The organism is Ruegeria sp. CJ2 (assembly GCF_056536745.1).
Window position 1 is genome coordinate 79140 of sequence record NZ_JBQFQF010000003.1, and the last position, 23609, is coordinate 102748.

General features: G+C 58.2%; 19 protein-coding genes. 12 read left to right on the top strand and 7 right to left on the bottom strand.

Annotated features, from left to right (window positions below; genetic code table 11):
• Positions 1-52 precede the first annotated feature (52 nt).
• Positions 53-628, top strand: a complete 576-nt coding sequence (locus ACR0MS_RS04945) for a DUF924 family protein (protein WP_480570009.1) — start codon at positions 53-55, stop codon at positions 626-628.
• Here ACR0MS_RS04945 and ACR0MS_RS04950 read toward each other — a convergent pair.
• Entirely contained in the window at positions 625-1059 is a 435-nt protein-coding gene (locus tag ACR0MS_RS04950; RefSeq protein ID WP_480570012.1) for a hypothetical protein, read from the bottom strand. The two genes, ACR0MS_RS04945 and ACR0MS_RS04950, sit on opposite strands and share 4 nt — an antisense overlap.
• 216 nt (positions 1060-1275) lie before the next feature.
• Here ACR0MS_RS04950 and lpdA point away from each other — a divergent pair, with 216 nt between their 5' ends.
• Positions 1276-2670 (top strand): dihydrolipoyl dehydrogenase, encoded by a 1395-nt coding sequence (gene lpdA / locus ACR0MS_RS04955; RefSeq protein WP_480570015.1) that lies wholly within the window; start codon positions 1276-1278, stop codon positions 2668-2670.
• Between the two features lie 140 nt (positions 2671-2810).
• On the opposite strand, the gene ACR0MS_RS04960 is transcribed toward lpdA, so the two are convergent.
• On the bottom strand, positions 2811-4196 hold the full coding sequence (locus ACR0MS_RS04960; protein ID WP_480570018.1) for a dipeptidase: 1386 nt from the start codon (positions 4194-4196) through the stop codon (positions 2811-2813).
• Between the two features lie 333 nt (positions 4197-4529).
• Here ACR0MS_RS04960 and hemA point away from each other — a divergent pair, with 333 nt between their 5' ends.
• The 4 genes from hemA (at position 4530) to ACR0MS_RS04980 (ending at position 9051) form a co-directional block, all read left to right on the top strand.
• Positions 4530-5753 (top strand): 5-aminolevulinate synthase, encoded by a 1224-nt coding sequence (gene hemA / locus ACR0MS_RS04965; RefSeq protein WP_480570021.1) that lies wholly within the window; start codon positions 4530-4532, stop codon positions 5751-5753.
• Positions 5754-5881: 128 nt separating this feature from the next.
• Positions 5882-7096, top strand: coding sequence for a helix-turn-helix domain-containing protein (locus ACR0MS_RS04970; RefSeq protein WP_480570024.1), 1215 nt, complete (start codon positions 5882-5884; stop codon positions 7094-7096).
• Between the two features lie 71 nt (positions 7097-7167).
• Entirely contained in the window at positions 7168-8289 is a 1122-nt protein-coding gene (ispG, locus tag ACR0MS_RS04975; protein ID WP_480570027.1) for a flavodoxin-dependent (E)-4-hydroxy-3-methylbut-2-enyl-diphosphate synthase, read from the top strand.
• Positions 8290-8382: 93 nt separating this feature from the next.
• Positions 8383-9051, top strand: coding sequence for a DUF1194 domain-containing protein (locus ACR0MS_RS04980; RefSeq protein WP_480570030.1), 669 nt, complete (start codon positions 8383-8385; stop codon positions 9049-9051).
• A 42-nt stretch (positions 9052-9093) separates the two neighbouring features.
• Here the strand turns inward: ACR0MS_RS04980 and ACR0MS_RS04985 are convergent, their stop codons facing one another.
• The gene (locus ACR0MS_RS04985) at positions 9094-9852 is read right to left on the bottom strand and encodes a DsbA family protein (protein ID WP_480570033.1); all 759 of its coding nucleotides are present in this window, start codon (positions 9850-9852) and stop codon (positions 9094-9096) included.
• On the bottom strand, positions 9849-11231 hold the full coding sequence (locus ACR0MS_RS04990; protein WP_480570036.1) for a M48 family metalloprotease: 1383 nt from the start codon (positions 11229-11231) through the stop codon (positions 9849-9851). The genes ACR0MS_RS04985 and ACR0MS_RS04990 overlap by 4 nt, the downstream gene beginning before the upstream one ends.
• Here ACR0MS_RS04990 and ACR0MS_RS04995 point away from each other — a divergent pair.
• The 6 genes from ACR0MS_RS04995 (at position 11230) to ACR0MS_RS05020 (ending at position 19875) form a co-directional block, all read left to right on the top strand.
• Positions 11230-12387 (top strand): pyridoxal phosphate-dependent aminotransferase, encoded by a 1158-nt coding sequence (locus tag ACR0MS_RS04995; RefSeq protein WP_480570039.1) that lies wholly within the window; start codon positions 11230-11232, stop codon positions 12385-12387. The two genes, ACR0MS_RS04990 and ACR0MS_RS04995, sit on opposite strands and share 2 nt — an antisense overlap.
• A 72-nt stretch (positions 12388-12459) precedes the next feature.
• Positions 12460-13680 (top strand): N-acetylmuramoyl-L-alanine amidase, encoded by a 1221-nt coding sequence (locus tag ACR0MS_RS05000; protein WP_480570042.1) that lies wholly within the window; start codon positions 12460-12462, stop codon positions 13678-13680.
• A gap of 95 nt (positions 13681-13775) precedes the next feature.
• On the top strand, positions 13776-16265 hold the full coding sequence (locus ACR0MS_RS05005; RefSeq protein ID WP_480570045.1) for a penicillin-binding protein 1A: 2490 nt from the start codon (positions 13776-13778) through the stop codon (positions 16263-16265).
• A 90-nt stretch (positions 16266-16355) separates the two neighbouring features.
• Complete coding sequence (gene prfB / locus ACR0MS_RS05010; protein WP_480570049.1) at positions 16356-17480, top strand: peptide chain release factor 2; 1125 nt, start codon at positions 16356-16358, stop codon at positions 17478-17480.
• Positions 17481-17666: 186 nt separating this feature from the next.
• Positions 17667-19061, top strand: a complete 1395-nt coding sequence (locus tag ACR0MS_RS05015; RefSeq protein ID WP_480570052.1) for an amidase — start codon at positions 17667-17669, stop codon at positions 19059-19061.
• A gap of 31 nt (positions 19062-19092) precedes the next feature.
• Entirely contained in the window at positions 19093-19875 is a 783-nt protein-coding gene (locus ACR0MS_RS05020; RefSeq protein WP_480570055.1) for a DUF2189 domain-containing protein, read from the top strand.
• Positions 19876-19884: 9 nt separating this feature from the next.
• Here ACR0MS_RS05020 and ACR0MS_RS05025 read toward each other — a convergent pair whose 3' ends face one another.
• From ACR0MS_RS05025 to ACR0MS_RS05035, 3 genes are all read right to left on the bottom strand, one after another.
• A complete protein-coding gene (locus ACR0MS_RS05025) occupies positions 19885-20634 on the bottom strand; it encodes a helix-turn-helix domain-containing protein (protein ID WP_480570058.1) in 750 nt (249 codons plus the stop codon).
• Positions 20635-20929: 295 nt separating this feature from the next.
• Entirely contained in the window at positions 20930-21490 is a 561-nt protein-coding gene (ilvN, locus tag ACR0MS_RS05030) for an acetolactate synthase small subunit (RefSeq protein ID WP_480570061.1), read from the bottom strand.
• A 67-nt stretch (positions 21491-21557) separates the two neighbouring features.
• A complete protein-coding gene (locus ACR0MS_RS05035) occupies positions 21558-23309 on the bottom strand; it encodes an acetolactate synthase 3 large subunit (protein WP_480570064.1) in 1752 nt (583 codons plus the stop codon).
• Positions 23310-23609: the final 300 nt, after the last annotated feature.

A 23609-nucleotide genomic window follows, 5' to 3' on the forward strand; every position in this document is an offset into this window, starting at 1 on the left:
CCTTTAATGACGTTACGTCCCTGGGGGAGGCGAACAGACGGAGTTTAGGGCAATGGCAGGGCCTGAAGACGTACTGAGTTATTGGTTGGATGAAGTCGGTCCCAAGGGTTGGTATTTGCAGGACGAGGCGCTGGACGCCGAGATCCGCGAAAAATTCCTACCCATGTGGGAGGCAGCAAATGAGGGCAGGTTTTCCCTTTGGCTGACCTATCCCAGTGGTGCACTTGCGTACATCATTCTGATGGATCAATTTCCACGCAACATGTTCAGAGGCAGCGGTAAGGCCTTTGCGTCTGACCGTGCTGCTTTGTCAGCAGCCAAATGCGCTGTGGACAAGGGGTGGGACCTGAAGATCGACGAACCCGCAAGGCAGTTCTTCTACCTTCCGCTGATGCACTCGGAAAACCTGTGCGATCAGGAGCGGTGTGTGCGGCTGATGTGTCAGAATATCAGCGAGGATTCGAGTAATCTTTTGCATGCGCGTGCGCATCGTGAGGTTATTCGGCAATTCGGGCGGTTCCCGTACCGCAACGAAGCGCTTTCGCGCCCAATGACCGAGCCTGAAGCTGCGTATGTCGATATGGGCGGCTACGGAACGACGGTCCGAGAGTTGCAGGCCGCCGGTTAAGACGCAGGCACACATCCGCGAATGGCAATGATCCGGTCGGCGATTGCGTCGGCCGAGGTCTGTATGGCCGTATTGATCAATTCGTCAGGCGATTCAGTTAAGTCCGAAATGCGGGCTTGTTTCGCCTGCAGCCCTTTTTCCAGATTGTCGAGATTTGCCAAAGCGGTTGAGATTTTCTGCGCCGTCGCGCTATCCGCAACTGTTTGCCCAAGTTGAATCGAGGACAGGTCGCTGCGCAAGGCCGTTAACTCACCCCGAACCCCTTGGAGCTCCTGTTTCAGAGGCGCAACAATCTGGATGTTCTCAGCGAAGGTTGTGGTGATGCCCTCGACCGTCGAGGCCAGCTTCCACCCCAGAAACAGACACAACGCGAACAGGATAAGTGTGGCGTTCAGCAATGCAAGCAACAGATCTTTAAGGGTTCTGGCCATGACAAGCCTCTTGAATTTCTTGGGTTAAACAAGTGCCATCAACAGTTGGCCCCTATCTTCTAGCCATAGAAGGCCATGGGGTATAGGCTCAAAACAGCGCATTTGGTGCCACTTGACCCTGCGTCGCTTTTGTCGCGGGAGCGATGTGTTGATGCGCTAAAAAAATTAGTTTAATGGTAAACTAATTTCTGAATCGACCTGCGCCGAGAGGGAAACATGGCTGCACAATCTTTTGATCTGATCGTAATTGGCGCCGGTCCCGGCGGGTATGTCGCTGCCATTCGCGCGGCCCAGTTGGGTTTGAAAACCGCTGTGGTCGAACGTGAACATCTTGGGGGCATCTGTTTGAACTGGGGGTGCATCCCGACCAAGGCGCTGCTGCGGTCGTCAGAGGTTTTTCACCTGATGGAACGGGCCAAGGAGTTCGGCCTGAAGGCGGACAAGATCGGCTATGATTTGGACGCTGTTGTCAAACGCTCTCGCGGGGTTGCGGCGCAGTTGTCTGGCGGCATTGGCCATCTTCTGAAGAAAAACAAGGTGACCGTGGTGATGGGCGAGGCGACCATCCCCGCCAAGGGTAAGGTGTCGGTCAAGACCGATAAGGGAACCGAGGAGTTGACGGCCAAGAATATCGTTCTCGCTACAGGCGCGCGTGCCCGTGAATTGCCGGGGCTTGAGGCGGATGGTGATCTGGTCTGGACCTACAAGCACGCATTGCAGCCGCCGCGCATGCCCAAGAAGCTGCTTGTGATCGGGTCAGGTGCAATCGGTATCGAATTCGCCAGCTTCTACAATACGTTGGGTGCCGACACGACGGTAGTCGAGGTGATGGACCGCGTTTTGCCCGTTGAAGATGCCGAAATCAGTGCCTTTGCCAAAAAAGCCTTTACCAAGCAAGGCATGACCATCATGGAAAAGGCAATGGTCAAGCAACTGGACCGCGCCAAGGGAAGGGTGACCGCGCATATCGAGGTCAAGGGAAAGGTGGAAAAGCATGACTTTGACACCGTAATCTCTGCGGTCGGGATCGTCGGAAACGTCGAGGGGCTGGGCCTCGAAACCTTAGGCGTCAAGATCGACCGGACGCACGTGGTGACGGATGAATATTGCCGGACCGGGGTCGAAGGTCTTTACGCAATTGGGGATATCGCGGGTGCGCCTTGGCTGGCGCACAAAGCCAGCCACGAAGGGGTCATGGTTGCCGACCTGATCGCGGGCAAGCATGCGCATCCGGTCAAACCGGAAAGCATCGCAGGCTGCACCTACTGCCAGCCGCAGGTTGCGTCGGTGGGGTATTCCGAAGCGAAAGCAAAAGAGCTTGGGTATGACATCAAAGTTGGCCGCTTCCCCTTCATCGGCAACGGCAAGGCGATTGCACTCGGCGAACCCGAAGGGCTGATCAAGACTGTCTTTGACGCCAAGACCGGAGAGCTTTTGGGCGCGCATATGATCGGTGCCGAAGTGACGGAATTGATCCAAGGATACGTTGTCGGGCGACAGTTGGAGACAACCGAAGAAGACCTGATGAACACCGTTTTCCCACATCCGACACTGTCGGAAATGATGCATGAAAGCGTACTGGACGCTTACGGCAGGGTTATCCACATGTGATGTTCGGCGTATGGGGGCTCTGCCCCCGCCGCCCGTGCCGGGCGACTCCCCTGGGATATTTTTAGCCAGATGAAGCGGGGGATCCGTACTTCATCTGGCCCCAAATATCCCGGAGCGCGAGGCAGAGCCTCGCAAAAAGTCTATTTTGTCAGAGCGTCTAGAATGCGCGCCCACGAGCGGATGCCCTTGTGGAAGCTTTTAACGTCGTATTTCTCATTGGGGGAATGGATCGCGTCGTCGTCGTTGGCAAATCCAACCAGCATCGAGTCCAGCCCGAGTTCGGTGTTGAAATAGCCGACGACCGGGATTGAGCCTCCCATCCCTGTGAAGACGGCCTCGCGGCCCCATTCATCGGACAAGGCGCCCCGCGCGGCTTCGAATTCGGGGCGGTCGAGGTTCATGACAGAAGCGGGCGAGCCTTCCAGGTCGTTATCCCATTCGATCTTTGCATCTGTCGACAGGCGCTGCTCGACATGTTTCCGGATTTTGTCGCGCAAGTCATCCGGATCCATGTCGCCGACTAGACGGCAGGTGATCTTGCAGTGGGCCTGCGATGGGATGACCGTTTTTGATCCGGCCCCATTGTAGCCACCCCAAAGCCCGTTTACTTCAAGCGTTGGGCGGGCCCATTGTTGTTCAAGCGCAGAATATCCGTTTTCGCCATGTGGCTGCGTGTATCCAACTGAGTTGAGGTATTCGGCCTCGTCAAATCCGCAGCCTTTCCATTGGCGCAGCTGTTCGGCTGGAACGTCGTGGACGCCTTCGTAAAAACCGTCAACGGCCACGCGGCCGGTTTCGTCATCATAAAAGGACGCAACAATTTTTGACAATTCGCGAAGCGGGTTCAGGCCGGGGCCACCATAGTGACCCGAATGCAGGTCAATCCGGGGTCCGGTGATTGTGAATTCATCTTTGAGCATTCCGCGCAGTTGAGATGCGATGGAGGGGACGCCCCGCGACACCATTGACGTGTCGCAGACCAAGGCCAGATCCGCTTTTAGCTCGGCCGCATTTTCGCGCAGGAACGGGACCAGCGAGGGCGAGCCGGATTCTTCTTCGCCCTCAAAAAAGAAAGTGATGCGGCAGGGCAGGGTGCCGTGAACGGCTTTCCAGGCGCGGCAGGCTTCGACGAAGGTCATCAATTGGCCTTTGTCATCGGAGGAGCCGCGGCCCCGGATAACCGGGCCATTCTCGGTCTCTTCAATCGCCGGATCGAACGGGTCTCGAGTCCACAGGTTCAGGGGGTCGACGGGCTGCACGTCATAGTGACCGTAGAACAGAACATGCGGTGCGCCGTTGTCCTCACCGATATGCCCTACGACCATGGGGTGTCCGGTGGTCTCTCGCTTTTCTGCTGAAATTCCGATGGACTGCAGGTCCGCGACCAGCCAGTCGGCCGCTTGGCTGACTTGTGCATCATAGGCCGGATCGGTTGAAATCGAAGGAATGCGGAGCAATTCCATCAGGCGGTCGATTGAGATTTGAAGATCGGCGTCGATACGGTTCAGAACGGCGTCCAGCGACATGGGGGGCTCCTGCCATGATGAATTTGGCGGAACCCTATCAGTGCGGTCAGCGCCGTCCAGTGTGCTTTTCGGGATCATAGAGCAGGATTGCGACAAAAGTAGGTGGTTTTTCTGTGTGACCTGCGTCGTTTCCTCGCGTCTGTTTGCCGTAACTTTACTTGTGGAGTGGCATGCAAAAAGATATTTGATGCAAATCAAATAAGCATTCTCTTAGCGCGTTATATGTTTTGGGCTAAAATGAGTGCATTGGTGCAATTTCGGTTTCATCCGAAAACGGTGCCATAAAGGACGTTCGGCCAGTGTGAACAAGGTCGGGCAAGTAAGGAGAAACCGGTGGACTATACTGCTCAGCTCGATTCTGCGATCGCAAGGCTACATGACGAAGGACGCTACCGGACCTTCATTGATATTGAGCGACGCAACGGTCACTTCCCCCATGCTGTTCGGACGCGCCCAGACGGGTCACAGCAGGACATCACCGTATGGTGTGGCAATGACTATCTTGGCATGGGGCAGCACCCGGTCGTTCTGAACGCGATGCACGAAGCTGTTGACGCCGCCGGTGCCGGTTCGGGCGGTACGCGCAATATCTCGGGGACAACCGTTTATCACAAGCAGCTTGAGGCCGAGCTTGCCGATCTGCACGGCAAAGAAGCGGCGCTTCTGTTCACCAGCGCCTACATTGCCAATGACGCGACGCTGAGCACGCTGCCGAAACTGTTTCCGGGGCTGATCATTTATTCTGACGCATTGAACCACGCCTCGATGATCGAAGGTGTGCGTCGTAATGGGGGCGCCAAGCGCATTTTCCGCCACAACGACGTTGCTCACCTGCGCGAACTGCTTGAGGCGGACGATCCCAAGGCCCCCAAGTTGATCGCGTTTGAATCCGTCTATTCGATGGATGGGGATTTTGGTCCGATCGAAGAAATCTGCGACTTGGCCGATGAATTCGGCGCGTTGACCTATATTGATGAAGTCCACGCTGTCGGTATGTACGGCCCGCGTGGGGGCGGCGTGACCGAGCGTGATCGTTTGGCGCATCGTATCGACATCATCAACGGCACATTGGCCAAGGCTTATGGCGTCATGGGTGGCTATATCGCCGCGAGCGAAAAGATGTGTGACGCCGTGCGCTCTTATGCGCCGGGCTTCATTTTCACGACTTCTTTGCCGCCTGCCGTCGCAGCAGGCGCGGCAGCGTCGGTCGCGTTTCTGAAGCGCGCGCCAGAGTTGCGCGAACAGCATCAGACGCAGGCAAAGATCCTCAAGTTGCGGCTCAAGGGAATGGGGCTGCCTTTGATCGACCACGGCAGTCACATCGTGCCTGTGATCGTTGGCAACCCGGTCCACACCAAAATTCTGAGTGACCGGTTGCTGGATGACCACGGAATTTACGTTCAGCCAATCAACTTTCCGACGGTTCCGCGCGGAACCGAGCGTTTGCGATTCACCCCATCTCCGGTGCATGGACCCGACGAAATGAACCGTTTGGTGCATGCGATGGACGAACTTTGGTCACATTGTGCGCTAAATCGCGCCGAACTTGCCGGTTAACCTCACGCCAAAGTGTGCAACTTGTTTGTCGCGTGTTAAGCTTAAGATAACAAAATCAGTGTTCGAATCATTTAGGCGATGATTCGGCGCTAGCGCAAAACACGCGTAGGCAGAATGGGGCAGCAGGGATGATTGGGCGCAGATCTCAGCGCGAATCCGACGACGACATTGACGTCCGGCCAAAAGGCTATGACGACTATGAGGTGCGACTTGGTGATATGATGCGCGGCGAACGCGCCACCATGGGCAAATCTCTTCTGGATGTTCAGCGGGAATTGCGGATCAAAGCCAATTACATCGCTGCCATAGAAGACTCTGATCCAGATGCCTTCGACACACCCGGCTTCATCGCCGGGTATGTGCGTTCTTATGCCCGGTATCTGGGCATGAACCCTGATGAGACTTTCGCGGCCTTCTGCAAGGAAAGCGGGTTTGAGGTCGCTCATGGCATGTCCGCCGAGGCGTCGGTTGTCCGTAAGCCCGTGGGCGGTTTGCCATCTCGGGGTCCGATGGGCCGTGACCCGTTCATTTCACCGAATACGCCGTATATTCCCGGCAAGGAATCCCTGGTCAGCCAAATTGAGCCCCGCGCGATTGGCTCGTCCGCGGTACTGTTGGCTTTGATCTGCGGCATTGGTTATGGCGGCTGGGCTGTTCTGAACAAAATTCAGCAGGTGCAGGTCAGCCCGGTTGAACAGGCCCCTGTTGTTCTATCTGATCTTGATCCGCTTGATGTTGCCCGCGCTGACAGGGCAGAGGAAGAGGTCGCGACCATTCAAACCCCCAGCGCCGAGGCATTGGATCGTTTGTACCGGCCTCAGGCGCTGGATGTTCCGGTTCTTGTTGCGCGGGACGCGCCGATTTCCACGCTTGATCCGCGGTCGGTTGGAACATTCCTTCCGCCAGAGCCGCCAAAGATCGAAGTGGCCGAAGTGCACACTGTCGAACGCCCGGTATTGCCGCAAGTGGTTGAGCAACTGGACACAACACTCAAAATCGTAGCCGTCGACCCGGCGTGGATGCGGGTGACAGCCGCGGATGGCAGTATCATTTTCGAAGGTACGCTTGGCACGGTCGAGCAGGGCAGTACATTCGAAGTTCCGCTGACCGAAGAACCGCCGTTGTTGCGCGCGGGGGCGTCCGGCTCGGTCTACTTCTCGATGAACGGCGAACATTTTGGCCCGGTTGGAAATCCCGGAACGGTCGCTAAAGGCGTGGTTCTTTCCAAGGATGCCGTGGCCGAGCGCTATGATGTTGCCGATCTTGAGGCCGAACAGAACAGCGCGCTCAAACAGCTCGTTGCTGAATTACAGGCGCAAGAGTCGCAAGAACCGGCTGAGTGATCTTGCCATTGCGGTGCCCCGACAGGCGGACTATCTAAAGACGCAACTCAGGCTGCCTTGGACCCGACCCCATGTCCCTCAATCACGTTCGCCCGTGGCGAAACATCTATCGCCGCAAGTCACGCCAGATCATGGTTGGCAATGTTCCGGTTGGGGGCGACGCGCCCATCGCCGTACAGACGATGACGAACACCTTGACGACGGATGTTGCGGCGACCGTGGCGCAGGTTCAGGTGGCAGCCGAGGCGGGGGCGGATATCGTGCGGGTCTCTGTTCCCGACGAGGCCTCGTCCAAAGCCCTGAAGGAAATCGTGCGCGAAAGCCCGGTTCCGATCGTGGCCGATATCCATTTCCACTATAAACGCGGCATCGAGGCGGCTGAGGCCGGTGCCGCCTGCCTGCGGATCAATCCTGGCAATATTGGTGATGAGAAACGCGTGCAGGAGGTCATCAAGGCCGCCCGAGACCACAATTGCTCGATCCGTATCGGGGTCAACGCAGGGTCGCTAGAGAAGCACCTGCTTGAGAAATATGGTGAGCCGTGCCCTGAGGCGATGGTCGAAAGCGGGCTCGAACATATCCGCATTCTGGAAGACAACGACTTTCACAACTTCAAGATCAGCGTAAAGGCCAGCGACGTGTTCCTGTCGGCTGCGGCCTATCAGGGTATTGCCGAGGCCACAGATGCCCCCATCCATCTGGGCATCACCGAGGCGGGAGGGCTGGTCAGCGGCACCATCAAATCCGCCATTGGGCTGGGGAACCTGCTGTGGATGGGGATTGGCGATACAATCCGTGTCAGCCTGTCCGCCGACCCGGTCGAAGAGGTGAAGGTGGGCTATGAGATCCTGAAATCTCTGGGCCTGCGCCATCGCGGTGTGAACATCATCTCATGCCCGTCCTGTGCGCGTCAGGGGTTCGACGTGATCAAGACGGTTGAAGCGCTGGAGCAGCGGTTGGAACACATCAAGACGCCCATGAGCCTGTCGATCATCGGCTGCGTCGTGAACGGCCCCGGTGAGGCGCTGATGACCGACGTTGGTTTTACCGGCGGCGGTGCGGGGTCCGGCATGGTCTATCTTGCGGGCAAGGCCAGCCACAAGATGTCCAACGATCAGATGATCGACCACATCGTCGAGCAGGTCGAGAAGAAAGCGGCTGAGCTGGACGCAGCAGCAGAGGCGGCGGAATAGCGCAAGCACACGGCTCTGGGCAGGGATGGGTTCTCGACAGGGTGAAGAGGTCTGTGTTGACAGGCCGCGCTGTTCTGGGGCCAAGTCGGGCCTATGAAGGCTTTACTCGTCCTTGTTTTACTGATGTGGACCGCCCCCTTTGGCGCGGCGCGCGCGTGTGAATTGGCCTTGGCCTTTGCGTTGGATGTGTCGGGCAGCGTCGATGAGAGCGAACATCAGTTGCAACGCGATGGCGTCGCCGCCGCCTTGCTTGACCCTGACGTTGTGGCGGCGATTTCTGCCCAACCCGGTGGTGTGGCCTTGATGGTGTATGAGTGGTCAGACTCGCGCCAACAGACGCAGATTTCGGCCTGGCGTCTGGTCCGAGGGCTAAACGAATTGAAAGCGATCGCCGCCGAGGTGCTGGCGGCCCCTCGAAGTGCAACGGGTGGAACCGGCATCGGTCCGGCGGTGGCGTTCGGGGCGTTGATGTTTGACTATGGGCCGGATTGCCGTCGGCGGGTCATTGATGTGTCGGGGGACGGCAAACACAATAACGGCTATCGTCCCCATGTCGCGCGCGAGATGCAGGTGATGCAGGGTGTCACCGTGAACGCGCTGGTGATCGAGGGGGCCGAGCCCGAAGTGCTGGCCTATTACGTCGACCACGTCATTTCAGGGCAGGGCCCATTTGTGGAAATTGCCGCGGGTTACGAGGATTATGCCGCAGCCCTTCGGCGCAAATTGCTGCGTGAAATTCCGATGGCTGTAGCAGATCGATAAGGCATAGGGCGGCGCACAGATGCGCACCGCCACGGTTCAAATTCAGCCCTGTTCGGCCCGCACTGCGTCTGCGATTTGCAGCATCTGGTCAGCCGTCAGGTATCCGCGCAGCATCTCGGTTCCCAGAACAAAAGAAGGCGTGCCGGAAATCTGCATGCGTCGCGCCAATTCGCGCGTTTGGTTGATCTCAGCAGTCACCTGTTCGCTGTTCATTGCTTCGATGATTGCGTCGCTGTCCAGTCCCAACCCGTCCGAGACTCGGCGCAGGGTCAGTTCGGACGGTTCGCCGCCAAACTCCAGAAGCGCGTCGTGAACCTGTTTATAGGCGTCGTCGCCAGCCACATGTTTGGTGGCAACTGCAAAACGCGAAGACAAGACCGAGGCATCGCCCAGAATTGGAAATTCTTTGATAACCAAGCGGATATTGCCGTCTTCTGACAACAGTTCGGCCACTTCGGGAACGGCCCGACGACAATAGCCACAGCGATAGTCCATGAACTCGACCAGCGTGATATCTCCGTCCGGGTTGCCGCCAACCCAGCTATATCCATCATTGAACAACTCGTCGGCGTTGGCGCTCACCAATTCCTTGTCGGCTTGGGCTTCGGCCAGGGCATTGCGTTGTTCAAGGATATTGATGGCCTCGATGATCACTTCCGGGTTTTCCAGAAGATACTCGCGAACCTGTTCTCCGAACCTTTGCTTTTCAGCCTCGGTCATAGCGTTCAGGTCCAAAGCCTGAGCGGGGCCTGTGATCAACGAAAGCCCCAGCAGGGCCGGCGCAGCGTGTCTGAGGATCATTTTCGTTTCCTTTTTGTTTTCTTAGCTTGTTCCGAGGCAATCAGCACATCCTGTGCACGTTGCCAACCAGGAGAGCCCTCGGGCAATTGCCCGACAGCCCGTCTTGCGTGAATACCTGCATCTGCCAGCCGACCTTGCAAGGCATATCTTTCGGCGGTCACGGCCGAGGCCATGCCATTGTTGCCGACTTTGGCATAGGCAACACCCAAATCCTGCATGAGCCGGACGTTCCGGTAGTCGCGGTTTCTTGCCTTTTCAAGGGTTTGTAAGGCGTTCTTTGTTTGGCCTTGTGCCAGGAGCGCCCGACCATAACCAGCAAGGATCAACGCGTTATTGGGGGCCAGATCCACGGCCTTGCCATATGCCGTAACGGCGTCCTGTACCTTGCGGTTTTCCAACAATATTTGGCCTTTGAGTTCGTAGTAGAACGGATCGTCGGGCCGAATATCCAGCGCTTGGTTGATTGCAGCTCTGGCGTTCGCCAGATCGCGGTTCTGGTGATAGGCCGCTGCCTCTCGCATCAGGCGGATGTCCCGCGCGCTTTCCTCTTTTGCCCGCCGCATGGTCCAGGTCGGAGAGCGGAGAAAGGCCGACAGTTTACCCTTTGTGCGCGCAAACCAGTAGTCAGCGCTTTGGTTGGGTTGCGCTTTATCTCCAAATTCTTCCATGAAAGCTTCGGCGGCTCGTAGGCGCTCACGGCTGGTGGGGTGCGAGCGCATGTAAGGGTCTTGGTTGATCGTACTCAGCAGTTCCTGTCCCGCAAATTTCTGGTGCAGCGCCACCATGCCGCCGGGCGAGATCCCCGCCCATCTAAGGTAGCTGGCCGCACTGCGATCAGCCGAGGATTCTTCGGCACGGGTATGTGCCAGAAAACTACGCAGGGCCGAGCCTGACGTGCCCGCCGCGATGCCTGCAGCAGCCTCACCACCACCGGCAGCGGCCACAACAAGGGCAAGTGCAGTTCCCAACTGAGCGTTTCTTTGCGCGGCCTTCAGATTCTCCACTCGCCGTGCCAGATGGCCATTGGCGATATGCGCAGCTTCGTGCGCGATCACTGCCTGCAGCATTTCCGGGCTTTCGACCGTCAGGATCAGGCCGTAATTTAAATAGATCGCGTTATAGTCGATGACGAAGGCGTTGAATGTGCTGTCATTCACCACCAGAATCTGCACGCGATTGGTGTTCAGCCCCGCGGCGCGCAGGACCGGAAATGCCAGTTCGCGCAGCCCGTATTCGATATCGGGGTCACGGATCAGGCTTTGCGCAGCAGACTGAACGGCGCTTGCGAGCCATGTCACTGCGATCAGCAACAGGGCCGGGATTGACGCCAGCCTGGATACGCGTTCAAAAGCCATGGCTGCAACATGGGAGATGGGCATGAGAAACTCAACCCGGTCCGGGGTCGATCCCTTTATCGTGATGGACGTTATGGAGGCCGCGCGCCGCGCTGAAGAGGCCGGACGCACCATCATTCACATGGAGGTTGGCCAACCCGGAACCGGTGCACCTCAAGGGGCGACGGACGCTCTGGCAAAGGCCATGAAAGAAGGGCCATTGGGGTATACGGTTGCTCTGGGCCTTCCGGCTTTGCGGCAGCGGATCGCGCGGATGTATGGCGAGTGGTACGGTGTCGACCTGAACCCCGAGCGCGTGGTGATCACTCCGGGGTCGTCTGGCGGGTTCTTGCTGGCGTTCACGGCGCTTTTCGACAGCGGGGATCGGGTCGGGATCGGTGCGCCCGGCTATCCGTCCTACCGGCAGATTCTGAAAGCGCTGGGGCTGGTGCCGGTTGATCTGCCGACCGCACTGGAAAACCGGCTTCAGCCTGTGCCGTCGGATTTCTTGGGGCTTGATCTGCAGGGGCTTATGGTTGCGTCTCCGGCCAATCCAACGGGGACAATGCTGGATCATGCGGCGATGCAGGCATTGATCGGGGCCGCGCACGAGCAGGGCGCTTCGTTTATCAGTGACGAGATTTACCATGGGCTGGAATATGAGGCCAAAGCCGTCACCGCGCTTGAGCTGACGGATGAGTGTTATGTAATCAATTCCTTCTCGAAATATTTTTCGATGACGGGTTGGCGCGTGGGCTGGATGGTTGTGCCCGAAGATCAGGTGCGCGTTGTCGAGAGGATTGCCCAGAACATGTTCATCTGCGCGCCGCATGCCAGTCAGGTTGCGGCCTTGGCCGCGATGGAGTGCGAGGATGAGTTGCAGGCAAACCTTGATGTCTACCGGGCCAACCGTGCGCTGATGCTGGAGGGGTTGCCCAAGGCAGGGTTTACCAACATCGCGCCGCCGGATGGTGCCTTTTATGTCTATGCTGACGTGTCCGACCTGACGGATGACAGCCGCAGCTTTGCGGCGGAAATCCTTGAAAAGGCGGGTGTTGCAGTCACTCCGGGCCTCGATTTCGATCCCGTGCGGGGCCATACGACATTGCGGTTTTCTTACGCCAGATCAACGGCGGACATAGAAGAAGGCCTGTTGCGCCTGCAGCGCTTTATGTCTGAGCGCTCCGTTTCGACGGGCTGAGCGCGGGGCGTTCACAAACGGGCGTTGTTCGGCTAAGCTGGGCGTCAAACGATCTCGGGAAAACTTGAGGCCATGAGCAGGATTCTATTCGCCATTGCGCTGATCTGGGCGCTGAACGGTGCTGCAGTCGCGCACGAGTTCAGTGCGCTTGCGCGTGTGCTGCCCGATGACAGCCACGTCACTGATGATGGCCGCGCCGGAGTGCGGGTGCAGCTTGGTCTCAGTCAGGGTGTGCCATACCGGGTTTTTACCCTGCGCGATCCTTATCGAATGGTTCTGGATTTCCAAGAGGTGGACTGGACCGGTCTGGATCGCGACAGCTTTTTGCAGACCGACCGCGTCAGTGGGGTTCAGTATGGGGCCTATGTCCCCGGATGGTCGCGTATGGTTTTGGAGCTTGGCGCGCCTTTGGCTGTCGATACCTCGGATCTGCGTGTTGATCCGGTAACGGGTAAGGCGAAGTTGAGCTTGGCTTTGAAAGGGACTGATTTTGAATCATTTTCTGCCAGTGCAGGTGCGCCGCGTCAGCCGGGGTGGGACCTGCCGGAAGCATCGGTAACCCCTCCGGCGCGGGATGAGGATGGAACCCGTCTGCTGCGCGTGATGCTGGATCCGGGGCATGGCGGGATCGACCCCGGAGCCGAGGTTGATGGTCTGAACGAAAAGACCCTTATGCTGACCTTTGCGCGTGAGCTGCGCGAAATGCTGTTGCGTGCTGGGGGATATGATGTGGTCTTGACCCGCGTGGACGACCAGTTCGTGTCGCTGGAACGTCGTATCACGCTGGCGCATCGGGCCGGTGCTGACGTCTTTATCTCGTTGCACGCTGATATTCTGTCCGAGGGGCGGGCGCACGGTGCCGCTGTCTATACATTGTCCGAGGACGCGTCGGATGTGGCCAGTCTCAGACTGGCTGAACGTCATGATCGGGGTGATCTGATTTCGGGAATTGATCTGAGCGGTTCCGACGATCAGGTGGCGGACGTTTTGTTGGACATGGCGCGCCGGGAAACCAAGCCGCGCACCGACGCGCTTGCGCATGCTCTGGCTGATGGGATGACACAACAGGGTGGGCCGATGAACAACCGCCCGATCCGAACAGCCTCGTTTTCTGTGCTTAAGGCCGCAGACATCCCGTCCGTTCTGATCGAGCTTGGGTTTCTGTCCAGCCCCAGAGACCTTGAGAACATACGAAACCCTGAATGGCGTACCGGTATGGCGCGCGGCATTCGCGACGGGCTGGAACGCTGGCGTCGGGATGATCTGGTCAGACGGTCGCTTATTGGGCAGTGACCCTGCGGCGCAAAACGGCTAATATTGGCCATCGTGTTTTGACCCCGGGCAGGGGCATCACTATATAGGCGGCACCGCGAGCAAAAGGCAGTAACGTGATCCGTTTCATTCTATCCATTTTCGGGGCGATCTTCAGCCTCGTGACCTTGGGCATTTTCATGGCCGCGCTGGTGATTGGTGCGGTCTTCTGGATGTATGGGCGCGATCTGCCCAGCCATGAATCGCTGGCGCAATACAAGCCGCCGACGATCAGCCGGATTTATTCCGGCGAGGGTCAGTTGATCGACGAGTTCGCGCAGGAACGCCGCCTGTTCACGCCGTCCGAGGAAATCCCTGATCTGGTGAAGCAGGCGTTTATCTCGGCCGAGGACAAAAACTTCTACACCCATCAGGGCTATGACCCGCGCGGTATCATTGCGGCGGGTGTCGAAGCGGTCAAATCCAAGGGCGAGAATGTGCGCGGGGCCTCCACGATCACCCAGCAGGTGATGAAGAACTTCTTGTTGTCCGGCGACCGCCGCGCCGAGCGCAAGATCAAGGAAATCATCCTCGCCACGCGGCTTGAGGATACGCTGGACAAAGAACAGATCCTTGAGCTCTATATGAATGAAATCTTTCTGGGGCAGAACTCATACGGCGTGACCGCGGCGGCCCAGACCTATTTCAACAAGACGTTGCAGGAGCTTGCCCCGCATGAGGCGGCAACCCTTGCCGCCATGCCCAAGGCGCCGTCCGATTTCCACCCGGTGCGCGAGAAAGACCGCCTGTTGGCCCGCCGCAACTATGTTCTGCGTGAGATGAATCAGAACGGGTATATTGATCAGGCGACCTATGAGGCAGAAACCAACATGCCCCTGCGCTCGGTCCAGAACGGGGATTTCGAAAGCTTCCGCACCGCTCTGCCACCGCGCGACTATTTCACCGACGAAATCCGCCGCCAACTGAGCGAAGATTTCGGCGAGGGAGAGTTCTTCACCGGGGGCTTTACCGTCCGCGCCTCGGTCGACGAAGAGATGCAGGTCGAGGCGGCCCGAGCTTTACGCGTCGCCTTGCAGAAATACGACCGTTCCCGCGGCAAGTGGCGGGGCACGGGTGAGGTAATTCCCGAAGAAAAACTGGCTGACGAGAGCCAGTGGCGCGAGGCGCTGGCCATTATGGAAATCCCGCGTGACGTGGTTCTGCCAACGCAATGGTATCCCGCCGTCGTTTTGAATGTCGCCGATCAGTCGCTGACTGTGGGTGTCGAGGACGGTCCGGCAGACGGCACCGTCCCACGCTCGGACATTCAATGGATGCAGGGCAACTTTCAGGACAATTTCAAGCGCGGTGATGTCATTCTGGTCATGGCCGGGGAAGAGGGCCAATGGTCCGCCCGACAGGTGCCCGAAGTACAGGGCGGTTTCGTCGCGATGGACGTAAACTCGGGCCGTGTTCTGGCAATGCAGGGCGGGTTCTCGTATCAGGACTCGGTCTTCAACCGCGCGACGCAGGCGCAACGTCAGCCGGGGTCAAGCTTCAAGCCCTTCGTCTACGCAGCAGCGCTCGACAGCGGCTACAGCCCGGCAACGATCGTTGTGGATGCCCCGATTGAGGTGAACACGCCGCAAGGTTTGTGGCGGCCCAAGAACTCGTCAAACAAGTTCTATGGCCCAACGCCGTTGCGCACCGGGATTGAACAGTCGCGGAACCTGATGACCATTCGTCTGGCGCAAGAGGTCACGATGCCGGTGGTCGCAGGTTATGCCGAACGCTTTGGCGTTTATGACCGGATGGGTGCGTTCCTTGCCAACTCGCTGGGGTCCGAGGAAACGACGCTTTACAAGATGGTCGCAGCCTATGCGATGTTCGCCAACGGAGGTGAACGGGTTGAGCCGACGCTGGTTGACCGGATTCAGGACCGCTTCGGCAAGACGATCTACCGCCATGACGACCGGCAATGTCTGGATTGCAACTCGAGTTGGCTGGAACCGGACGAATCGCCCACGATTGAGACCAACCGCAGCCAGGTCATGGACGCGATAACGGCCTATCAGTTGACCTCGATGATGAAGGGCGTTGTCGATCGTGGTACTGCGTCGAGCCATGTCAACCTTCCGGTGCCGACGGCTGGCAAGACCGGCACGACAAATGAATCCAAGGACGCATGGTTCATTGGCTTCACATCAAACATCGTCGCTGGTTGTTACATTGGATATGACCGTCCGCGCCCGATGGGGCGTGGGGCGTATGGTGGCACGATGTGCGGCCCGGTGTTCCAGAGCTTTATGGAAAAAGCCGTTGAAAAATATGGTGGAGGTCCGTTCGAGGTGCCTCCGGGCGGCCATTTCATCAAGATCGACCGCTTCAGTGGTGCGCGCCTGCCTGCGGATGCAACCGGTGAATACGTGGTGGCCGAGTATTTCCGCGACGGCGTAGATGGCTTTATCGACCGCGTTTATGACGGCGGCTTTGCGATGGGCTCTGACCTACCGTTGTTTGAAGAGGTCCACAGCTCGGGCCGTCAGGTGACCACGTCGACGGGCAACACGGTCACGGTCGGGCCAAATGCCAGCCAGGGCGAGTTGCAAGGCGGCGGGCTTTATTGACGACGCGCAGTATTCGGGTCTGCGCCGTCTTGTGGTGGCGCGGACCTGTTGATATCACGCAAACCTGATTGAGTAAGTTGGGACGTAACCATGCGCGCGGAAACCCAGAATATCGTGGCGGAAATCGAAAAGTCTCTGGAGCTGCTGGCGCAGCGCATGGACTATGAAACCGCGCCGCACCGGTTGGAGGAATTCAACGCGCGCGTTGAGGATCCCAACCTCTGGGACAGCCCGGAAAACGCGCAGAAACTGATGCGCGAGCGTCAGATGCTTGTTGATGCGATCGAGACATATGAGTCGATCAAGACGGATTTGAGCGACAATATCGAACTGATCGAATTGGGCGAGATGGAAGACGACAACGAAGTTGTTCAGGACGCCGAGTCCGCGATCAAGTCCTTGCAGGCCAAAGCCGCCAAGAAAGAGCTTGAGGCGCTGTTGGATGGCGAGGCGGATAGCAACGATACCTTCCTCGAGATCAACTCAGGCGCGGGCGGCACCGAAAGCTGCGACTGGGCGTCGATGCTGGCGCGGATGTATGTGCGTTGGGCCGAGAAGAAAGGGTACACGGTCGAGTTGCAGTCCGAGACCGCCGGAGAAGAGGCAGGGATCAAATCCGCCGCTTACAAGATTTCCGGCCACAATGCTTACGGCTGGCTGAAGTCGGAAAGCGGCGTGCATCGGTTGGTGCGGATTTCGCCCTATGACTCGGCGGCCAAGCGGCATACCTCGTTCAGTTCGGTCTGGGTTTACCCGGTGGTCGATGACAATATCGAGATCGAGGTGAATCCGTCGGATATTCGGATTGATACCTATCGGTCCTCGGGCGCAGGTGGTCAGCACGTGAACACTACGGATTCCGCTGTGCGGATTACGCACATCCCGACCGGCATCGTCGTGACCAGTTCCGAAAAATCGCAGCACCAGAACCGCGATATTGCGATGAAAGCCTTGAAGTCGCGCTTGTACCAGCAAGAACTGGACCGGCGGAATGCCGATATCAACGCGGCGCATGAGGCCAAGGGTGACGCAGGTTGGGGCAATCAGATCCGGTCTTACGTGCTGCAGCCCTATCAGATGGTCAAGGATCTGCGAACCAACCACGAAACGTCGGACACCAAAGGTGTGTTGGACGGGGATCTGGACGGGTTCATGGCGGCGACGCTGGCGTTGAACGTGGCGGGCAAAAGCCGGTCCGAAGCGCAGGGCGACTAAGCTGGGAAGGGGGCTCCGCCCCCGCCGCGGCAAGCCGCGACTCCCCCGGGATATTTTGGGCCAGATGAAGAGGATCCCCAAATTGCGGGTGGCCGGGAAAGATACATCTAAACAGTGGGTTTTATTGACGGGGCACCGTCGTTAGGCTGATCACCACAGAGTGATGAGAATGCCAAAGAGCCCCGAATGGACTTAAGACAAATCAGCGCCTCTGCATTGTTGGCAGAGATATCCGGTCGGCGAGTCTCAGCGGCCGCTGTCATGCGCGCAACCCTGGACAGGATTGCAGAGGTTAACGGAGCTTTGAATGCAATCGTTGCCCTGCGCGACGAAGATGATCTAATGGCTGAGGCGCAAGCCTTGGATGACGGGCCGATCAAAGGGCCGCTGCATGGGCTGCCCGTTGCCGTCAAAGACCTTGTGAATGTGGCGGGTATGCCGTCGTCGCAGGGGTCGCCCTTGTTCAAGGATCATGTGCCGGACGAGGATGATCTGATTGCAGCACGGATGCGGAATGCCGGGGCGATATTGATCGGTAAGACCAACACGCCGGAATTTGGGCTTGGGTCGCATACGTTTAACCCCGTCTACGGAGCCACACGGAACCCCTATGACCTAGAGCGGTCCTGCGGTGGGTCGTCTGGTGGCGCTGCCGTTGCGTTGGCCACCGGGATGGTCGCGTTGGCGGATGGGTCGGACATGATGGGCAGCCTGCGCAACCCTGCTGCGTGGAACAATGTCTATGGATTTCGTCCGTCGTGGGGGCGTGTCCCGTCGCAGCCCGTTGGGGATGGATTTCTGCATCAACTGTCGACATTGGGGCCAATGGCCCGAAGCCCCGAGGATCTTGGGCTTTTTCTGGATGTGATTTCTGGCCCCGACGCGCGGCAGCCTCTGAGTGCGCCGTTCCAAGCCGTATCGCCTGTTACACCGGCCGACCTGAATGGGGTGCGCATCGGCTGGCTGGGGGATTGGGGCGGCGCATTTCCTTTTGAGGAGGGAATTTTCGATCTCTGTGAGGATGCGCTGAAGGTTTTCTCGGGCTTGGGTGCCACCGTCGAAGCCGTTGATGCGCCATTTGAGGCCGAGAGGATGTGGGACAGTTGGGCAACCCTGAGATCATGGAGTGTGGCGGCAAGCCTCGCCCCGCTGACCGAGCACAGGTCGATGCTGAAGGATACCGCCCAGTGGGAGCTTGATCGCGGGTTGGCTTTGACTGCGATGCAGGTACATCGGGCCAGCCTTGCCCGGTCGGAGTGGTTCCGTCGCGCGGTTGAAGTGTTTGACAGTTTTGATGTTCTGGCCCTGCCATCAGCGCAGGTTTGGCCTTTTGATCTGGATACGCCGTACCCGACGGAAATAGCAGGGAAAAGGATGGATACGTACCATCGGTGGATGCAAGTTGTTGTGCCTGTCAGCCTGATCGGGCTTCCCTGTCTGTCCGTTCCGGCAGGGTTTGGACCCGAGGGGGTCCCGATGGGTATGCAGCTTTTTGGGCCTCGCGGTGCGGATGCTCGCGTTTTGTCGATCGGGGCTGCGTATCACGATGCTACGAAATGGCCGCAGAAGCGGCCAGCCTGACGCATTCAGGCAAAGGGAGGAGAGACTGAGGATGGAGAAGCCTTTTGGCGTTCCGAAGATGGGGCACGTCACGGCGGATATGCTGCGCGAGGCCATGCGCCGGGCTTGGGCGGATTTTCGTCGCGCGCCGATGTTCGGCTTGCTGTTTGCCGGGTTTTACGTCGTAGCGGGTTGGGCAATGGCTTGGGTCACGATCCAGACACAGACATCGTACTGGCTTGTGCTGGCTGCGATCGGGTTTCCTTTGCTCGGGCCCTTCGCCGCCGTTGGATTGTATGAGGTGTCGCACCGGCTGGAGCAGGGTGAGCCGCTGGAGTTCGGTGCCATTATCGGTGTTGTCGTCCAACAAGGGCGGCGTCAACTGCCCTCCATCTGTGCGATCATCGTGGTGATGTTTCTGTTTTGGTTCTTTTTGGGACATATGATCTTTGCCCTGTTCATGGGATTATCCACCATGACGAACGTCTCAACTTCGCTTGAAGTGTTTCTGACCCCCAACGGACTGACGATGTTGGCAGTGGGAACGGTGGTCGGGGCGGTTTTCGCGACCGTGCTGTACATGATCACTGTGCTGTCGATTCCGATGCTTTTGGATCGGGAACTGGACTTCGTGACAGCGATGATCGCCAGTTACAGCTATGTCAGCGCCAACTTGCCGGTCATGCTGGGGTGGGGCGTGTTCGTGGCTGTTCTGACGTTTGTGGCAATGATCCCGTGGTTTTTGGGTCTGCTTGTGGTGTTGCCACTGCTCGGTCACGCCAGTTGGCACCTCTATCGCCTTATTACTCAGGCAGAAACGGTTGAGCCCGCCTAAATTCCCGGATCAGGCCATTATCTTTTCGGTCGTTCGTTCTGCGCGTCGGGCGGCTCTTGCCGCGGAAAGCGCCGCTTTCGGCTTGGGACCAAGATAGCGCAGGGCAAGACGACGCATTGTGGTGGCATTTGCGGTGGTTTTGGACAGGCAAATCGCCACGCCCCGCCATTGATCCGATTGCTCGTCGTTGCCGCGTTTCACAAGGTAAATGCGACTGTTCTGCGAGGCGCGGCTGGACATGAGGATATAGATCTGATGGCCCGCGCATGCGGCAATTCCCTGAACCTCGCGCAGGTTGGAGGAAACATCATCTCCTGCGGGTGGTTCATAGCTGCGGATTAGGGTGCATTGCGGCAACCTGCGGGCGTGCAGAACCCGGTGCCGGGTTGCATGGGGGTCGTCCAGCCCGGTCTCAGAAACGAAATAGAAACCCGCTGGAAGCAGGCTTTCCGTAAGCGTGCCCGGGCCGGATCCAAGAAAATCCGTCAGCGCCGAAGCCGCCGGGTGGACCGGGGGTAAGTCGATCTCGTCAATGGGGCGTAGAAGGATGCGCGCGTCGACCTCGAAGAAATTGCAGATTCGGTCCAGAACATCCGGGCGTGGAAAGCTCTCACCGCCGAGATACCTGTTGAATTGCGTCCGGTTAATTCCGAGCTGCCGGCAGAGCTCGGAAACCGAAGGGTATTGCCTTGCCAATCGCCGTAGATTTGCGCCGAACATCTTGCGCAGTTCCATCGGGCTGCGAGTGTTATTCGTCATTGGTGTCCCAGGTTCTTATCGTGACTTTTCAGGGTAACAAACCACGCTCGGCCCGACGAACGGAATTGCGCGCTCAATCATACTGACGACCCTAGCGGACGCATCCCAACGTCCCGCTACACCCCGAGGCTAACGTGCAAAAGCATAAACGCAATAGGATTTATTTCGTTTTGTTTGATCTTTATGGCGATTTTCCGCAGAGGTCAGAAAAACGTATTCCCGCAACCGTGTTAGGTGCGGTTTTGGGGAATGGGGACCCCGCCCGCGGGTCAAGCCACGAGCGGGGTGGGCAGTGTCAGTCTCCGCGCAGCAGGGCTGCGACGCCGGTTCGGGCCACTTCGACCGAACCCAGAGGGCGCATCAGATCAGCGAAAGCGTCAATCTTGTCCGGCGCGCCGGTAATTTCAAAGATGAACGAGTTCAGGGTGCTGTCGACGACGTTGGCGCGGAAAATATCAGCCAACCGCAGGGCTTCGACCCGTTTGTCGCCTTCACCGACAACCTTGATGATGGCCAATTCCCGCTCGACCGAGGGGCCTTCGACGGTCAGGTCGTGAACGTCGTGCACGGTCACGATCCGACCCAGTTGCGCCTTGATCTGTTCGATTACCTGCGGTGTGCCGGTTGTGACGATGGTAATGCGGCTGAGATGGCCGGTATGATCGACCTCGGCCACGGTCAGGCTTTCGATGTTATAGCCGCGACCCGAGAACAGTCCGATCACACGCGCCAGAACACCGGGCTCATTCTCGACCAGAACTGCAATCGTATGCCGTTCCTGTACGTCCGAGAAGGTGGGCCGTAGGTTATAGGCCGAATGGCGGGTGGCGCCTTTTTTGATATGTAGGGCAGACATTTACGTCCCTTTCATCATCCTGCGATAGCCGGGCACCGCAGCGCCCGACAGTATTCGACGAATTTTGTTAAACCAGAACCGAACCTTTGGAGTCGATCACGCCCTGCGTCTCGGCCTCACCCAGCAGCATCTCGTTATGGGCCTTGCCCGACGGGATCATGGGGAAGCAGTTCTCGTGCTTTTCGACCAGACAGTCAAAGATGACAGGGCCGTCATAGTTGATCATCTCCATGATCGCGTCGTCCAGATCGGCCGGGTCGGAACACAGAATACCCTTGGCCCCGAAGGCCTCGGCCAGCTTGACGAAATCAGGCAGGGCCTCGGACCACGAATGCGAGTACCGCTCACCATGCAGCAGCTCCTGCCACTGACGCACCATGCCCAGACGTTCGTTGTTCAGGATGAACTGTTTGACCGGCAGGCGGTATTGAACGGCGGTGCCCATCTCCTGCATGTTCATCAGCCATGACGCCTCACCCGCCACGTTAATCACCAGTGCGTCGGGATGCGCCATCTGCACACCGATCGAAGCCGGAGTGCCGTAGCCCATCGTGCCCAACCCGCCCGAAGTCATCCAGCGGTTGGGGTCTTCGAAACCGAGGTATTGCGCGGCCCACATCTGATGCTGGCCAACCTCGGTCGTGATATAGCGGTCGTGGTTTTTGGTCAGCTCTTCAAGACGTTGCAGCGCGTATTGCGGTTTGATCGTCTTTTCGCTGTTGGTGTAGGCCAGACAGTTGACCTTGCGCCAGTCCGCGATCTGCGCTTGCCACTGCTTAACTGCGGCTGCGTCTGTCTTACGACCGCGTGCTTTCCAGACCTTGAGGATATCCTCAAGCACATGCGCCACGTCGCCCACAATCGGGATATCGACGCGGATCACCTTGTTGATGGACGAGGGGTCAATGTCGATATGCGCCTTTTTCGAGTTCGGCGAGAACGCATCAATCCGCCCCGTGATCCGGTCATCGAAACGTGCTCCGATGTTGATCATCAGATCGCAATCATGCATCGCAAGGTTGGCCTCATAAAGACCATGCATCCCCAGCATACCCAACCAGTTCTCGCCCGAAGCCGGGTAAGCGCCCAGACCCATCAGGGTCGAGGTGATCGGAAACCCAGTCGCGTCCACCAGTTCGCGCAGCAATTGGCTGGCCGCAGGGCCCGAGTTGATCACGCCGCCGCCGGTGTAGAAGACCGGTTTCTTGGCCGTCTCGATTGCGGCGACCAGTTCGGTGATCTCTTCCAGATCGCCTTTCAGGACGGGTTGGTAATGCGAGGTTGACGGTTTCGGGCTGGTATAGTCGCCCGATGCAAACTGCACGTCCTTCGGGATGTCGATCAGCACCGGACCGGGACGGCCCGAGGTGGCGACATGGAAGGCCTCGTGCATGGTCTCGGCCAGCGAATCTGTGTCTTTCACCAGCCAGTTATGCTTGGTGCAGGGGCGGGTGATGCCAACGGTATCGGCCTCCTGAAAGGCGTCCGAGCCGATCATGAAGGTCGGGACCTGACCGGTCAGAACCACGATCGGGATCGAATCCAGCAATGCGTCGGTCAGGCCGGTCACCGCGTTGGTGGCACCGGGGCCGGATGTCACAAGCGCAACGCCGGGCTTGCCGGTCGAGCGCGCATAGCCTTCGGCGGCGTGTACGGCCCCCTGTTCGTGACGCACCAGAATGTGGCGAATGTCGTTTTGCAGAAAAATCTCATCATAGATCGGTAGCACGGCGCCGCCGGGGTATCCGAATACCGTGTCCACGCCCTGATCCTTGAGGGCCTGAACCACCATCTTTGCGCCGGTCATCTCACGTGTCATCTGCTTTGCTCCGTTCGCGACATGTGTCTTGCGTTTTGCCAAAAAAAAGCCCCCGAGATTTTCGGAGGCGCATGGGTTCGATTATGGTTTACCGTTACCGGCCCATGCGCGTGTTTCCTACGATTACGACTAGCGCTTTCATCGCCAGAGGCTCCTTTTTTGCGTGCAGGGACATTATGGGCGGTAAAAGGGGGCGTCAACAGGCAATCGTACCAATTTTGTATCTTGAGTGGTGAATTTTGCGACATTTTATTGCGCAGATTGACGCATGATCGGAAGATTCGGGAAATCTCGCTGTTG